This window comes from Leisingera methylohalidivorans DSM 14336 (genome assembly GCF_000511355.1).
GTDB lineage: Bacteria > Pseudomonadota > Alphaproteobacteria > Rhodobacterales > Rhodobacteraceae > Leisingera > Leisingera methylohalidivorans.
Genome location: NC_023135.1, coordinates 56,189 through 71,587, shown reverse-complemented (window position 1 = coordinate 71,587; position 15,399 = coordinate 56,189). Strand labels below are relative to the sequence as shown.

At 60.3% G+C, this 15,399-nt stretch carries 13 protein-coding genes, 1 tRNA gene, 1 rRNA gene and 1 pseudogene; 8 read left to right on the top strand and 8 right to left on the bottom strand.

The genetic code is table 11. The features are described 5' to 3' along the window. Positions 1-39: 39 nt before the first annotated feature. The 3 genes from METH_RS00330 to msrP form a co-directional block, all read right to left on the bottom strand. Positions 40-1,507, bottom strand: a 16S ribosomal RNA gene (locus tag METH_RS00330). Between the two features lie 917 nt (positions 1,508-2,424). Next, entirely contained in the window at positions 2,425-3,048 is a 624-nt protein-coding gene (gene msrQ, locus METH_RS00320) for a protein-methionine-sulfoxide reductase heme-binding subunit MsrQ (protein WP_024088409.1), read from the bottom strand. Positions 3,049-3,061: 13 nt separating this feature from the next. Continuing rightward, positions 3,062-3,967, bottom strand: coding sequence for a protein-methionine-sulfoxide reductase catalytic subunit MsrP (gene msrP, locus METH_RS00315; RefSeq protein WP_024088408.1), 906 nt, complete (start codon positions 3,965-3,967; stop codon positions 3,062-3,064). Positions 3,968-4,249: 282 nt separating this feature from the next. Here msrP and METH_RS00310 point away from each other — a divergent pair, with 282 nt between their 5' ends. Together METH_RS00310 and METH_RS00305 are read left to right on the top strand one after the other, a co-directional pair. After that, entirely contained in the window at positions 4,250-4,687 is a 438-nt protein-coding gene (locus METH_RS00310) for a hypothetical protein (RefSeq protein WP_024088407.1), read from the top strand. Positions 4,688-4,775: 88 nt separating this feature from the next. Further along, positions 4,776-5,336, top strand: coding sequence for a hypothetical protein (locus tag METH_RS00305; protein ID WP_044008509.1), 561 nt, complete (start codon positions 4,776-4,778; stop codon positions 5,334-5,336). A gap of 81 nt (positions 5,337-5,417) precedes the next feature. Here the strand turns inward: METH_RS00305 and METH_RS25315 are convergent. Then, positions 5,418-5,531: pseudogene (locus METH_RS25315) on the bottom strand (helix-turn-helix transcriptional regulator); the annotation flags it as partial. A gap of 324 nt (positions 5,532-5,855) precedes the next feature. Then, on the bottom strand, positions 5,856-8,474 hold the full coding sequence (gene clpB, locus METH_RS00300; RefSeq protein WP_024088405.1) for an ATP-dependent chaperone ClpB: 2,619 nt from the start codon (positions 8,472-8,474) through the stop codon (positions 5,856-5,858). A gap of 346 nt (positions 8,475-8,820) precedes the next feature. Between clpB and pyrF the strand changes: the two genes are divergently transcribed. Beyond that, the gene (gene pyrF / locus METH_RS00295; RefSeq protein WP_024088404.1) at positions 8,821-9,537 is read left to right on the top strand and encodes an orotidine-5'-phosphate decarboxylase; all 717 of its coding nucleotides are present in this window, start codon (positions 8,821-8,823) and stop codon (positions 9,535-9,537) included. A gap of 444 nt (positions 9,538-9,981) precedes the next feature. Here the strand turns inward: pyrF and METH_RS25220 are convergent, their stop codons facing one another. Then, entirely contained in the window at positions 9,982-10,137 is a 156-nt protein-coding gene (locus tag METH_RS25220; protein WP_342667061.1) for an NUDIX hydrolase, read from the bottom strand. Positions 10,138-10,152: 15 nt separating this feature from the next. Then, positions 10,153-10,332 (bottom strand): NUDIX domain-containing protein, encoded by a 180-nt coding sequence (locus tag METH_RS25215; protein WP_342667060.1) that lies wholly within the window; start codon positions 10,330-10,332, stop codon positions 10,153-10,155. Between the two features lie 92 nt (positions 10,333-10,424). Between METH_RS25215 and METH_RS00285 the strand changes: the two genes are divergently transcribed. Continuing rightward, entirely contained in the window at positions 10,425-11,678 is a 1,254-nt protein-coding gene (locus tag METH_RS00285; RefSeq protein ID WP_044008288.1) for a DNA polymerase IV, read from the top strand. An 18-nt stretch (positions 11,679-11,696) separates the two neighbouring features. On the opposite strand, the gene METH_RS00280 is transcribed toward METH_RS00285, so the two are convergent. Beyond that, the gene (locus METH_RS00280) at positions 11,697-12,557 is read right to left on the bottom strand and encodes an N-formylglutamate amidohydrolase (protein ID WP_024088401.1); all 861 of its coding nucleotides are present in this window, start codon (positions 12,555-12,557) and stop codon (positions 11,697-11,699) included. A 163-nt stretch (positions 12,558-12,720) separates the two neighbouring features. Here METH_RS00280 and METH_RS00275 point away from each other — a divergent pair. The 4 genes from METH_RS00275 to METH_RS00260 all read left to right on the top strand — a co-directional run bounded on the left by METH_RS00275 (position 12,721) and on the right by METH_RS00260 (position 15,368). After that, positions 12,721-12,795, top strand: a tRNA-Val gene (locus METH_RS00275). Positions 12,796-12,873: 78 nt separating this feature from the next. Further along, positions 12,874-12,999 carry a type B 50S ribosomal protein L36 gene (ykgO, locus tag METH_RS00270; RefSeq protein WP_005648635.1) on the top strand — a complete coding sequence of 42 codons (126 nt, stop codon included), beginning with the start codon at positions 12,874-12,876 and terminating at the stop codon, positions 12,997-12,999. A gap of 328 nt (positions 13,000-13,327) precedes the next feature. Next, positions 13,328-14,344, top strand: coding sequence for a Fe(3+) ABC transporter substrate-binding protein (locus METH_RS00265; RefSeq protein ID WP_024088400.1), 1,017 nt, complete (start codon positions 13,328-13,330; stop codon positions 14,342-14,344). Positions 14,345-14,507: 163 nt separating this feature from the next. Further along, a complete protein-coding gene (locus METH_RS00260) occupies positions 14,508-15,368 on the top strand; it encodes a CobW family GTP-binding protein (protein ID WP_024088399.1) in 861 nt (286 codons plus the stop codon). Positions 15,369-15,399 lie beyond the last annotated feature (31 nt).

Here is a 15,399-nt window from a genome sequence, read left to right as displayed (position 1 = left end):
GATCAGGAGCAGGCTCCATGATGCTAGCATCATCCTTAGAAAGGAGGTGATCCAGCCGCAGGTTCCCCTACGGCTACCTTGTTACGACTTCACCCCAGTCGCTGAGCTCACCGTGGTCCGCTGCCCCCACCGAAGTGGTTGGCGCACGGCCTTCGGGTAAACCCAACTCCCATGGTGTGACGGGCGGTGTGTACAAGGCCCGGGAACGTATTCACCGCGTCATGCTGTTACGCGATTACTAGCGATTCCGACTTCATGCCGCCGAGTTGCAGACGACAATCCGAACTGAGACAGTTTTTTGGGATTAACCCATTGTCACTGCCATTGTAGCACGTGTGTAGCCCAACCCGTAAGGGCCATGAGGACTTGACGTCATCCACACCTTCCTCCCGCTTATCACGGGCAGTTTCCCTAGAGTGCCCAGCCGAACTGCTGGCAACTAAGGATGTGGGTTGCGCTCGTTGCCGGACTTAACCGAACATCTCACGACACGAGCTGACGACAGCCATGCAGCACCTGTCACTCGGTCACCGAAGTGAAAACCAGATCTCTCTGGCGGTCCGAGGATGTCAAGGGTTGGTAAGGTTCTGCGCGTTGCTTCGAATTAAACCACATGCTCCACCGCTTGTGCGGGCCCCCGTCAATTCCTTTGAGTTTTAATCTTGCGACCGTACTCCCCAGGCGGAATGCTTAATCCGTTAGGTGTGTCACCGAATAGCATGCTACCCGACGACTGGCATTCATCGTTTACGGTGTGGACTACCAGGGTATCTAATCCTGTTTGCTCCCCACACTTTCGCACCTCAGCGTCAGTATCGAGCCAGTGAGCCGCCTTCGCCACTGGTGTTCCTCCGAATATCTACGAATTTCACCTCTACACTCGGAATTCCACTCACCTCTCTCGAACTCAAGACCAGGAGTTTAAGAGGCAGTTCCAGGGTTGAGCCCTGGGATTTCACCCCTTACTTTCTGGTCCGCCTACGCGCGCTTTACGCCCAGTAATTCCGAACAACGCTAACCCCCTCCGTATTACCGCGGCTGCTGGCACGGAGTTAGCCGGGGTTTCTTTACCAGATACTGTCATTATCATCTCTGGCGAAAGAGCTTTACGACCCTAAGGCCTTCATCACTCACGCGGCATGGCTGGATCAGGCTTGCGCCCATTGTCCAAGATTCCCCACTGCTGCCTCCCGTAGGAGTCTGGGCCGTGTCTCAGTCCCAGTGTTGCTGATCATCCTCTAAAACCAGCTATAGATCGTAGACTTGGTAGGCCGTTACCCCACCAACTATCTAATCTAACGCGGGCCGATCCTTCTCCGATAAATCTTTCCCCCGAAGGGCGTATAAGGTATTACTCACCGTTTCCAGTGGCTATTCCTTAGAGAAGGGCACGTTCCCACGCGTTACTAACCCGTCCGCCGCTCCCTCCCGAAGGAGAGCGCTCGACTTGCATGTGTTAGGCCTGCCGCCAGCGTTCGTTCTGAGCCAGGATCAAACTCTCAAGTTGAAACGCCGTTGCCAGCGTATCCTTGACGTTCGAACCTCTGCACATCACTGGTTGCTTTAACAAAACACTCAAACACGGGGGTCTGAAATGCCTTGCGATCCGACCCGGCTAGGAACCGGAACTGCAACCAATTATTCTCTGTCTGTTGTGCTTGGTTTCAAAAGAAACCGAAGCCGAACAAGACAGTGAAGCTGACACTCAATCATCGGAAGCGAACTTCCTAAGAGCGTTGATATACAGACGTTGATCCATCGAAACGAACCAAACCGCCCACATATCTCTTCAGTTATCCATCAATGTCAAAGAGCAAACATCCCGAGGTCAAAAACAGGACCGATGCGCCAGTTCTCCCAGCGCGCCCGCCTGCCAAATCCATCAAAATGCCCCGGTCTCTCCCGGGCGTCCTGCCGTCTCTCCGGCCCGTCCCGGCGTCTCTCCGCCGTGTCTCCCGTCCGTTCCTGCGTCGCCGCCGCCCCGTCCGGTGTGCCCCGCTGCGCCTCAGCGCCGCCGGTGAGGGGGCTTTTACGGTTACCCCCCAGAACCCGCAAGCCCAAAATCGCAAAAAACAAAACTTTCTGCCCGGAAAAACCGCAATGCCAACAAAATCAACGGCTTACGCNGNANTAAACTCNNGCCCCCTGCCCCGCCCGCCNCCCTCAACAACCGCCGCCGCAACCGCCGGATCCCGCCCCGGCCCCCGCTGCCCCGGGAACCGGCAGACTTACCCACAGACCGGCCCGCCTTATCCACAGAACCGTCCCCGGAATCGCTCCAAACAGCCCCAAAAAGGAATCCCCCCGCTTCCGTCCGGACAAAAATACCCCCGCCAAGGCCGCCAAAAACAGGATGCGGCCAAAGCCCCGAACAAAAGACGGAAAGAACACCCGCCGGCCAGGCCACTCAAGCAGATCCCGGGCCTAGGTCCCGCCCGAAGCCTTGGGCGCGGGCTGCTGCCTTCGAAACGGAGCGGCAGGCAACCGCAGGCCCAAAGCGGCAATCACCGCGCCAAGATAGAGCAGCGGTTCAATTTGAAACCCTTTCACCAGCATCACATAGTGCAGCGCCCCAAGGAGGCTTGCCGCATAAGTCAGCCTGTGCAGCCGCGGCCAGGAACGCCCCAGTCTCCGGACAGAGACATTGTTGGAGGTGACAGCCAGCGGCAGCATCAGGATAAAGCCACCCATACCGATGGTAATAAACGGCCGCCTGGCAATATCAGCGAAGATCTCGCCAATGATCTGCACGTCCAGCACCAACCAGACAAGCAGGTGGCAAGAGACATAGAAGAAGCACAGCAGGCCGATCGCCCGGCGGAATTTCATCAGGTTCAGCCCCGCCAACCGGCGCAACGGGGTAATGGCCAGAGTGAGAACCATCAGCTGCAGCGCCAGCCCGCCATACTCATGCTCCAGCGCCTTGATCGGCTCTACCCCCAGGCCGCCGGTGAGGCCGAGGTAAAAGAGCCAGAACGCAGGCAATGCCCCAAACAGATAAACGGCCCAGACCGGCAAGCGGCGGAGAAGCTGGTTTACCCTGTGCATAAGACGTCTCCGGTCAGAAGTGCCGGGCAAGGTCCATCCCCTCATACAGGGAAGCGACCTCTTTCCCGTAACCATTGAACATTAGGGTCGGCTGGCGCTTGGCAAACAGCCCGCCGCCAATACGGCGCTCGCTGGCCTGACTCCAGCGCGGATGAGAGACATCGGGGTTCACATTACTGTAGAAACCGTATTCCCGGCGGTTGGCCATGTTCCAGCTGGTGGGCGGTTCCTGATCGGTCAAGGTAACCCGAACCACCGACTTTATCGACTTAAAGCCGTATTTCCATGGCACCACCAGCCGCAGCGGCGCCCCGTTCTGATTGGGCAGCGGTTTGCCGAAGATACCCGTCGCCATCATTGTCAGCGGATGCATCGCCTCATCCAGGCGCAAGCCTTCGCGGTAGGGCCAGTCCAGCACCTTATAGGCGGTGCCGGGCATCTCGGACGGCCGGTAGAGGGTTTCGAAAGAAACGTATTTCGCCCCCCCCTGCACGCCGGCCATGTTCAGCAGATCCGCCAACTCAAATCCCTGCCAAGGCACCACCATCGACCAGGCCTCGACACAGCGGAAGCGGTAGATGCGCTCTTCCAGCGTCATCTCCCCCAGGATCTGCTCAAAGGAATAGTCGCCCGGCCTGTCCACCAGACCGTCAATCGTGACGCTCCAAGGCCGGGTAGTCATACGGTCCGCATAGGCAGAAGGATCGCCCTTGCCGGTTCCGAATTCATAGAAGTTGCAGTAGTTGGTCACCTCTTCCCAGGTGTTGGGGTCCAGTGCCTCTTCGGCTTGCACGCTGGTGCCCAGCGCCGCGGCCAGCCCGCTGCCTGCCAGCCCCGCCATGATCTGGCGGCGGTTCCAGAACGCAGCCTCCGGGGTTGCATCTGCAAGGGTCAAATCATTGGTCCAGCGGCGCGCCATCTGCGTCTCCTGAGTATCCTGCTCCCTTTCAGGTAACGGTCTCGTGCGGAAAACCCAAAACATATCCTGTAACGACTGCGCGAGAGAACTGTAATGTAGCCCGGCCATCTGCATCCTGTGTGACCTAAATGAGGGCGTTTCAGCGCCCCCGCGCCGGAACCAAGTCTACGGGAATTTTGCGGTGGCGGTTGCCCCCATTCTCATGCAGAAAATGTAATGTATTCCACACGCGGCCCTGCAGGACAGCCGGTGCGGGCCGCCAATCACCCAGGGAGACGCCAGATGAAATCACATGTATTTGCAGCCGCCCTAGTTCTAGGTACCAGTGCTGCAGCGGCACAGGAAATGGTGAGCTATTCTACTCCCCTGTCCTTTGATGACGTAACATTCGGGCTTGAGAGTGCTATTACCAACCGGGGGCTGCGGGTCGACCACATCAGCCATGTGGGTGACATGCTGGAACGCACCCGGGCCGATGTCGGTTCGGATATTGTGCTGTTCAAACATGCGCAGGTCTTCTCTTTCTGCTCCGCCAAACTGTCGCGCCAAGTGATGGAGACCAACCCAATGAACATCACCTTCTGTCCTTATGACATCTTTGTCGCTCAGCCTTCCGGCGCAGAATACGTCACTATCGGCTTCCGCGCCTTCCCCGAAGGCGAAATGCAAGTGATCCACGCGCTTCTTGACGCGATCGTGCAGGAAGCCATCGAGGAATAAGCCGCGGCTCTGAAAATTCCCCGCTGCGCTGCTTGCGTGATTTCACTATGCTGGCCCGAAACTGAAATTCCGGCACGGGCAAACCATGATGAAATCCCTTTTTGTTACCTTGATGATGCTGGCGGCCGCCGCGCTGGCCGGCTGCGCGTCCGGCCCAACCGCGACCAAGCACGATGTCGAGGAACTCTCGCGTGCGCTGCAAACCCTGGACACGAAAGTAGACCCGGATGAAGCCCGGCGCGCGGCAGAAATCGCCTACAGCTACTCCGCCCGGCTGGCCGAGCAATATGATGTGACCACTTCACCGATCCTCCATAACACCATGGTAAACACCGGGGTCAAGGAGCGCGGCCTCTGCGTGCATTACGCCGAAGACATGCAGGCGCGGCTCAGCCAGGAGAATTTCCAGACGCTCTCACTGCTGCGTGCCATTGCCGAGCCTAAAAACGATTTCCGCATCGATCACAGCACCGCGGTAATCGCCGCCAAGGGCGGCGGCATTTACGACGGTCTGGTACTCGACCCCTGGCGCTATGGCGGCAAGCTGTTCTGGTCGCCTACTACAGAAGACTCCCGCTATGACTGGGAACCTCGTCTGAAAGTCCTGCGCCGCAAATACGAGCGCCGGATGGCCAAGGAAGCGGCCTAAGGGTGAGCCGCCTTCTGCGCTGCTAAATATCCGCCGCCTGAGATGCCGCCCGGAACTGTCCGGGCGCCTCAGTCCGAATTGCTTCCTGAAGGCGCTGATGAAGTTGGACGTGCTTTCATACCCCACTGCCAAGCCGATGCTTGTGGTCGCGTCGCCGGCGCTTTCCAGCAGACCTTTTGCCTGATCCAGCCGGCGCTGCTTGCGCCATTACGCAGGCGACGCACCAAAGATACGCTGGAACTCTCGGTTGGCGTGCTCCGGCCGTTTACTGCAGCGGCAACTCCGGCGGAGGTGCGATTCCACTCGCTGAAATTCCGCAAGCCCAGCACCGCCGCATACCTTCAGGAACTAAGCCGGAACCGGTCGTCCTTCAGCCAGCTGGCACATGAGGGTGACGACTGCTGCCTGATTCTAAAGGGTCAGCGCTCCGGCATAGGCGCTTGCAGACCGGGACTGAAAAACGCCGCCGCTCAAGGCAAAGGCCCGCCATCTCTGGCGGGCCTTCCTTGCAGCATATCCTCAATGCACCACGGCATCGTCTGGCTTGGGCCGTTCCGTCGCCCCCAGCCGGCCGCCGATGATCAGCCCGTCGCTGCCAGCCGAGACCGGGACTGTATCGCCATCCTTGATCTCGCCGCCAAGCAGAGCTTCGGCCAGCGGATTCTGCAGGGCGCGCTGGATCACCCGCTTCAAAGGCCGCGCCCCGAACACCGGGTCATAACCCTCATCCGCCAGCCAGGTCTTAGCCGCTGCGTCCAGCTCCAGCGTGATCTTGCGCCCCGCAAGCCGTTTCAGCAGCCGCGCCAGCTGGATCTCGACGATGCCGTCCATATCAGCCCGTGCCAGACGATCGAAGATCATCGTCTCGTCCAGACGGTTGAGGAACTCGGGGCGGAAATGCGCCCGCACTGCATCCATCACGTCGCGCCGCGCATCCGAGGCATCGGCACCGTCCGGCAGCTGGCTGAGCGCCTGCGCGCCAAGGTTCGAGGTCAGCACGATCAGCGTCTGCTTGAAATCCACCGTGCGGCCCTGGCCATCGGTCAGCACCCCGTCGTCCAGCACCTGCAGCAGCACGTTGAAGACATCCGGATGCGCCTTTTCGACTTCATCGAACAGCACCACCTGATAGGGGCGGCGGCGCACCGCTTCGGTCAGCACCCCGCCTTCGTCATAGCCGACATAGCCCGGCGGCGCGCCAATCAGCCGGGCGACCGAATGCTTCTCCATGAACTCCGACATATCAACCCGCACCATCGCGTGTTCGTCATCGAACAGGAAATCGGCCACCGCCTTGGTCAGCTCGGTTTTGCCGACCCCGGTGGGGCCAAGGAACAGGAAGGAGCCCAGCGGCCGGTTTTCGTCATTGAGGCCCGCCCGCGCCCGGCGCACCGCATTGGCAACCGCGGTGACGGCTGAATGCTGGCCGATCACCCGGCGGTGCAGATCATCTTCCATGCGCAGCAGCTTTTCGCGCTCGCCTTCCAGCATTTTGGAGGTCGGGATGCCGGTCCAGCGTTCCACCACTGCGGCGATCTGCTCCGGGCGCACCGCCTCTTCGACCATCACCCCCGACGCCTCGCGGCTTTCGGCATCCGACAGCTGTTTTTCCAGCCCCGGAATGACGCCGTAGGACAGCTCCCCGGCCTTGGCCAGATTGCCTTCGCGCTTGGCGATATCCAGCTCGGCGCGGGCTCGGTCCAGCTGTTCCTTCAGGTCGCGGGCGCCGGCCAGCTTGTCGCGCTCGGCCTGCCATTGGGCGGTCATCTCCGCCGATTGCTCCTGCAGGTCCGACAGATCCTTCTGCAGGGCCGCCAGCCGGTCCTTCGAGGCGGCATCGTCTTCCAGCTTCAGCGCCTGCTCCTCGATCTGCATCTGCAGGATCTGCCGGTCCAGCGCGTCCAGCGCCTCGGGTTTGCTGTCCACCTGCATCCGCAGCCGCGCCGCGGCCTCGTCCATCAGGTCGATGGCCTTGTCGGGCAGGAAGCGGTCGGTGATATAGCGGTGCGACAGGGTTGCCGCCGCGACCAGCGCCGCATCGGCGATCCGCACCCCGTGGTGCAGTTCGTATTTCTCCTTGATGCCGCGCAGGATGGAGATGGTGTCCTCTTCCGTCGGTTCAGAGATCATCACCGGCTGGAAACGGCGCGCCAGGGCGGCGTCCTTTTCCACGTATTTGCGGTATTCATCCAGCGTGGTGGCGCCGATGCAATGCAGCTCGCCGCGCGCCAGTGCCGGTTTGATCAGGTTGGCCGCATCCATGGCGCCGTCGGATTTACCAGCCCCCACAAGGGTGTGCATCTCGTCGATGAAGAGAATGATCTCACCGGCCGCTTCGGTCACTTCGGTCAGCACCGCCTTCAGGCGTTCTTCGAATTCGCCGCGGTATTTCGCGCCGGCAATCAGCGCGCCCATGTCGAGCGCCAAGAGTTTTTTGTCGCGCAGGGACTCCGGCACATCGCCGTTGATGATGCGCAGCGCCATGCCCTCGGCAATTGCGGTCTTTCCGACGCCGGGTTCACCGATCAGCACCGGGTTGTTCTTGGTCCGGCGCGACAGCACCTGCATCGAGCGGCGAATTTCCTCATCCCGCCCGATGATCGGATCGATCTTGCCCTCGCGTGCAGCCTCGGTCAGGTCGCGGGCGTATTTCTTCAGCGCATCATAGCCCTCCTCAGCCGTGGCTGTGTCTGCAGTGCGCCCCTTGCGAATATCATTTATTGCTTCATTCAGTTTCTGGGCCGAGACACCGCCGGCTTCCAAGGCTTCTTTGGCCTTGGATTTCACCATGCATAGCGCCATCAGCAGACGTTCCACCGGCACAAAACTGTCGCCTGCCTTCCCGGCAATCTTGGCAGCCTCATCCAGCACCTTGGCGGTCTGGCCGTCCAGATAGATTTGCGCCGCGTCGCCGCTCACCTTGGGCTGCTTCGCAACAGCGGCATCAACAGACTCCGCCACACGTGCAGGCGCGCCGCCTGCACGGGAGATCAGGTTGCTTGCCAGCCCCTGATCATCATCCATCAAAGCTTTCAGAATATGCTCCGGCACCAGTCTCTGGTGCCCCTCGCGCATTGCAATCGTTTGCGCTGCCTGCACGAATCCCCGCGCACGCTCCGTGAACTTGTTCAAGTCCATCTTGCTCTCCTTTTTCAAGCGCCCGATGATTGGCAGTGCCCGCTCCGCGGCACACCCCTGACTGGGCCTCAATCTGATATGTGGGAAGCAATCCAGTCGCTTCAAGATCATTAAACACCGAAAAGATGTGCAAATCCCTGACCTGCGTCAGCTTTCCCGCCCCGGCCGCCGCAAGACGCAGCCGCGCCGCGCGTCAGCACGGCGCCCGGCCCAAAACTGTAATCTGTCCCGTCAGGGGCTGCTTCAGTTGCGGGAGCCTCCCCTTGCCGCTAGCACCTTGCCCAACCGCGGCCCCTTGCGTATGAAACGCCAGTTTCACGCCAAACCCGCCACAAAGGATCCCGCCATGACCCAAGCCCCGCGCGCCGACGACCGCCTGATTGTTGCTATGGATGTCCCCAACGCGCTGGACGGGCTGAAACTGGCCGAACAGCTGGGCGATGCGGTTTCCTTCTACAAGATCGGCCTCGGAATGCTGACCGGCGGCGGGTTGGCGCTGGCCAACGAGCTGAAGCAAGAGCACGGCAAGCGTATCTTCCTCGACATGAAACTGTTCGACATCGGCGCCACCGTTGAAAGTGCGGTGCGCGGCCTGGCCCAGTTCGACCTCGACTTCCTTACCGTGCACGGCGACCCCTATGTGGTGCGCGCCGCCAAGGAAGGCGCCGCAGGCAAAGAGATGAAGATCCTCGCCGTCACCATTCTGACCTCGCTGGACCGTCAGGATCTGGATGGCGCCCTGATCAAACCGGGCGCAGTCCAGGATCTGGTGCTGGAACGCGCCGGAAATGCCCTTGCCGCCGGTGCCGACGGGGTCATCGCCTCACCGCAGGAAGCTGCCCTGATCCGCGCCCTTCCCGAGGCCGAAGGCAAGCTGATTGTCACACCCGGCGTCCGGCCCGCCGGCGCCGACCTCGGTGATCAAAAGCGGGTTGCCACACCTGCAAGCGCCATTGCCGACGGCGCCGATCATATCGTAGTCGGCCGCCCCATTTGGAAGGCGGACAGCCCCCGCGCCGCGGCTGAAGCCATTCTTGCAGAGCTGGCCAGCCTGCGAGAATAACAGCAATGCAGCCACGGCCTGCCTGCATTGCAATCAGTGCAGGAGCCTTCATGCACAAGAAATAGGCGGGAAAAATCTTCTTCGCAAAGCACAATCCGCCGGTGCAGGCTACGGTTCAAAAGCATAGTGACGCTACGTCAAGCGCTTCTATTCAATGAGAAATCCTTCAACGGCGGCAGAAGCTGCGCCAAATTGCCCTGTGCCCTCAAAAGCACACTACAAAGCTCTGCAGGCTTCGCCGGCTGCCGCAAACTTTGCGAATTACCGCTGGCTGAGCGATTCTAGGACCTGAGACACTCCCCAGACGGGCTTTTCTTCCTGAGGCCCGTCACCTCCCCCGCTAATCAGCGGGGGATCTTTCTTTCAAACCTTCAAAACATACCGCACCGCAAGGTAGCCCCGAAGCCTGCTGGCAACATGCGGGACCGCCAATGAATGCGCCCATTAGGCTTCAGGCGGCATCAGCACCCATCCCTGCCCCTCATCTCGGAACCTCACCTGCCCCGCCGCCGCAGCGGGCAAATGCGCCGCAAAAAAACAGACCAGCCCATGGCGGCTCTGATAGACCTGCGGCCGCACCAGAACCTCTGGCTGCAGCACCAGGCTAACCTCCTCTCAGGTCTCCCGCAGCGCGCATGCCTCGGGGCTTTTCCGCCCCTCGCGTCTGCCGCCTGGCAAGTCCCAATACCCGGGATAAGGAATATCCGGCGCGCCATCGCGCAGGATGACCAGCCGATCCCGGCCCAGAAACAAGGCCAGTTTCACACCAGAAAAATCATCGCTCGCTAATGTCATGAACTGTCACTTGGCTGCCCGTCGCGCTAAAGACAAGCCCTCCGCCGCAGGCTAAGCTTGCTCCTCCATGAAGTCAGCCGTTCGACACCGCCATGCATGCCCTTTGCCGAGACTGCCTGAACCAGATCACCCCTGCCCGGCGCTGCCCGCATTGCGGCAGCCCGCGGATCAAGGCGCATGCAGAGCTGTTTTCCCTCAACATCGCCCATATGGATTGCGACGCCTTTTACGCCAGCGTCGAAAAACGTGACAATCCGGAACTGGCCGCTAATCCGGTGATCATCGGCGGCGGCAAGCGCGGTGTGGTCTCCACCGCCTGCTATGTCGCCCGTATCCGCGGGGTGCGCTCCGCGATGCCAATGTTCCAGGCGCTCAAGCTTTGCCCCGATGCGGTGGTGGTGAAACCGCGCATGGATGTCTATGTCGAGGTCAGCCGCGAAATTCGCAAATTGATGAATGAGCTGACCCCTGAGGTGGAGCCGCTATCGCTGGATGAAGCCTTCATGGACCTCAGCGGCACCGAGAAACTGCATGGTGCGCCACCCGCTGTGATGCTGGCGCGGCTGGTCAGGCGGATGAAGGACGATTTGGGCGTCACCGGCTCCATCGGCCTTTCCCACAACAAGTTCCTGGCCAAGGTTGCCTCCGATCTCGACAAGCCGCGCGGGTACTCCGTGATCGGCAAGGCAGAGACCGGTGATTTCCTGCGCGAAAAACCGGTGCGGCTGATCTGGGGCATTGGCCCAGCCGCCCAGGTCAGCCTTGAAAAAGCCGGGATCCGCACTTTCTCGGACCTTTTGCGATGGGACCGAGAGGCCCTGCACAACCGGTTCGGCTCGATGGGTGACCGGCTCTGGCATCTGGCCCGTGGCCAGGACCGGCGCCGGGTTTCCGCCAATGCGCCCGTTAAATCGATATCCAAGGAAACCACTTTTTTTGAAGACACCGCCAGCACAGAAACCCTGGATGGTCATTTGTGGCGGCTTGCAGAGCAGGTTTCCGACCGTGCCAAAGCGCGCGAGCTTGCCGGCCGGGTTGTCACACTCAAACTTAAGCGCGCCAATCATTCGGCGCTGACACGGCGGGTGACGCTGCACAGCGCCACCCAGATCGCCGACCGTATTTACCGAACCGCCCGTAACTTGCTGGACCAGGTTGGCGATGAAGGCCCTTACCGTCTGCTGGGCTGCGGCATCTCAGATCTGGTGCCCGAATCGCAAGCGGACGATACCGGCGACCTGTTGGATCCGCAGGCTGGCAAGCGGGCTGATGCGGAACGCGCCACTGACGCCATACGCAAGCGGTTTGGCGAGAGCGCGATTCTGAAAGGCCGCGCGCTGCGCTGAACAGCAGTAACGTTCAGTCTACTCCGCTGCCAGCGGCAGCGCGTCTCGCCCGATCGCCGCGATCTCGGAAATCACTTGGCGCAGCAACTGCTGCAGCGGCTCAAAGTTCCCGTTAGGCCGGATGTTGGCTTCATCCATATACAGCGCCCGGTCGATTTCAACCTGAACCGCGTGCTGGCGCCGCGACGGGCGGCCATAGGTCTGAGCAATATAAGCGCCGGCAAACGGCGTGTTGCGGGCGACGTTCAGTCCAGCCGCAGCGAAGGCCGCCTCGATCCGGTCCACAACACTGTTGTCGGCTGCTGCGCCGAACCGGTCTCCCAGCACCACCTCGGGCTTTCCGCCCTTGCACGGAACCATGGTGTCGATCGCCTCATGCGGCATCGAATGGCAATCAACCAGAATCGCCTGTCCGAAATACTGATGCGCCTGCTCTAAAAGCCCTTTCAGCGCCCGGTGGTAAGGGTGCCAGCAGCATCTGATCCTCTGTTCTGCCTCTGTCACCGGAAGTTTGCCGCGGTAAATAGCCCGGCCATTGGCCACCACCCGGGGAATCACTCCAAGGCCCGAAGCCACCCGAGGGTTCTGACCGCGCAGCTGCACACCTTCGATCACCGCCGGATCCAGCTCATCCGGAGACCGGTTCAGGTCCAGGTAGGCACGCGGTTTGACAGCCATCAGCAGCGGTGAGCCGAATTCCGGCGCAGCCTGAAACAGCTGGTCGACAAAGGCGTCCTCCGAGCTGCGGATCTCCTTCCGCCCCAGGATCGACTGCGCCAGAAAGGAATCGGAATAATCCGTACCGCTGTGCGGTGAGGCAAAAACCACGGCGGACGCCAGTTTCTGCGGTGAAATCACGGAAAACGCTGTATCAGGCATCCTTGCTCCGGTGCTTCTTCTGCAAGAAACAGCATAGAGCGGAAATTTCTGCGGTCAAAAGCTCTTGCGCCTGCCGGCGACTCTATTTATAGACCCCCTCACCGGCGCGGCACCCCGCGCCCCTTTCACTTCTAAGGGGCAGGAACGGCGCGCAGGCCAGAGTGGGCGATTAGCTCAGCGGTAGAGCACTTCGTTGACATCGAAGGGGTCACAAGTTCGATCCTTGTATCGCCCACCATTCATTCATTGCCGTGGCTCCGGCCGCGGCATCCGCTAACCCAGGCGCTGGTTCGCGCCGCAGACAAGGAGAGAGACCATGAAGGTCAAGAACTCGCTCCGTTCGCTGAAGAACCGGCACCGCGATTGCCGGGTTGTGCGCCGTAAAGGCCGCGTTTACGTGATCAACAAGACCCAGCGCAAGTTCAAAGCGCGCCAGGGTTAAGATCCGACAAAGCGACATGAAGAAAACCGCATCACCCGATGCGGTTTTTTTGCATTCAGCGCCTGCGTTTTCTGAGCGGCCATAGGTGAATACCCCCGTACCCGCAGCTCCCCCCTTCCGAGCCCAGGCGATTCTTCGCCCTCTTCAGGCGTGACACCCCGACTGGCGGGAGGCCCGCCGCTGTTTTTGCCCCCTTTACTCTCTGACACATCCCAGCCGCGGGGCAAACTTTCCGAGTGTTTCAGTCGGAAATTCATTGCATCTTCTGCCGTTTTCTTTAATTGACTCTTTCAGTCGGAATAAAAGCCACAGAAGAACGGGACACTCTATGCTGAAAGCCTCAACCGTATTGGCCGGCACCCTGGCCGCTGCCATCGCCTCCTCCGCTGCAGCCGAAGGCGAGCTGAACATCTATTCGTCGCGCCATTATGACACTGACGAACAGCTTTATTCAGATTTCGAAGAGGCGACCGGCATCACCATCAACCGCATCGAAGGCAACGCGGATGAGCTGATCGCGCGGATGAAGGCCGAAGGCGAGAACTCCCCCGCTGACATTCTGATCACAGTCGACACTTCACGCCTGACCCGCGCCAAGAACGCAGGCGTGCTGCAAAGTATCGACAGCGATGTGCTGGAAGCCCGGGTGCCAGCCTATCTGCAGGATGAGGACAATCAATGGTTCGGTTTCAGCCAGCGCTCGCGGATCATCTTCTATGACAAGGCCGAAGTGGCAAACCCGCCGCTGACCTATCTGGATCTGGCCGACCCCGCCTACAAAGGCATGGTCTGCATCCGCTCTTCCAAGAACACCTACAACCAGACCCTTCTGGCCTCGATCGTGACACATCATGGTGCCGAACAAGCCAAACAGTGGGCCGAAGGCGTAGTTGCCAATATGGCCCGCGATCCGCAGGGCGGCGATACTGACCAGATGCGCGGCATCGTCTCGGGCGAGTGCGATATTGCGGTGGCCAACACCTATTACTTCGCCCGTTCAATCCGCAAAAACGTCAAGGGCATTTCGGAAAACCGCGATCAGATCGGCTGGCTGTTCCCCTCGCAGAACACCCAGGGCGCACACATGAACCTGTCCGGCGGCGGCGTGGCCGTGCATGCGCCGAACAAGCAAAACGCCATCGCCTTTCTGGAGTATCTCGCCAGTGATTCCGCCCAAGCGTACTTCTCGGCCGGCAATGACGAATACCCAGCAGTTCCAGGTATTGGCCTGGCTCCGTCGATTGCGGCGCTTGGGCACTTCAAGCCGGATGACGTGAACCTCTCGGAAGTTGCCAAGAACCTGCCCGAAGCTCAGAAGATCTTCAACGACGTCGGCTGGAAGTAGGTCCAGCCGGCAGCACACAATCGCACGCCCCTCGGTGAAAGTTTGAGGCTGGCGGAGCTTTTGCTAGACCCGTTCAAACCACCGGCCTATATGTTTCCGCATCTTGAATTTCAGGGGGGCGCATGCAGTCGAGAGCTTTCCGCGCTCCGGGGGAACAGAGCTTATGAACCGGTTGCCGGTAACAATTATCAGCGGCTATCTTGGCGCGGGCAAGACCACCTTGATCAACCGGCTTTTAGCCGAGGATCACGGGCTGAAGCTGACCGTGATCGTGAATGATTTCGGTGCAATCAACATTGATGACGCACTGATTCAGGAAACCGCTGGCAGCACGATTGCTCTCACCAATGGCTGCGCCTGCTGCACGATGGGTGATGACCTGTCCGCCGCGTTGCGCGAAGTCCTGAACCGGGCGGACCGGCCGGATCATCTGGTCATCGAGGCCAGCGGTATTTCCGACCCGGTCGCAATTGCCAATTCGGTACTGAATGAAAACGAGCTGAGCTATGGCGGCATCATCACTTTGGTGGATGCTGAAAATGCCGGAACCCTGCTGAGCGACCCACTGATTGCACCGCAGGCCGAGCAGCAAATCCGAGCCGCTGATCTGGTGATCGTCTCCAAATGCGATGACATGAACGAGGCGGTCTCCGCCCTGCTGACAAAGGCCGGCGCCCGCACGCCTACCGTGCTGAACGGATCGCCCGTGGCCGAGCTGCTGTTCGACGTGGTTCCGTTGCCCAAGGGCCGCGCCGTGACCGCACATCCTGCCTATACCACTTGGCAGCACCGCAGCAACGATGTACTGGACCGCCGCGCACTGGGGGACAAGCTGGCAGGCAGGCCCGCAGGGCTTTACCGGATGAAGGGTTTTGTGCTGACAACCGGCGGCGCCTATGAGCTGCATGTGGTGGGCCGCCAAGTCGAAGCCAAGCGCTGCGAAGCTGAGGAAACCCTGCTGGTGGGCCTGGGTCCGGCAGACCGGATATCCCGCGAGGAGGTCGAGGCCTGGTGGGTGGCCTAAGCGCTCCGGACCACAAAAACTCAATTTTTTG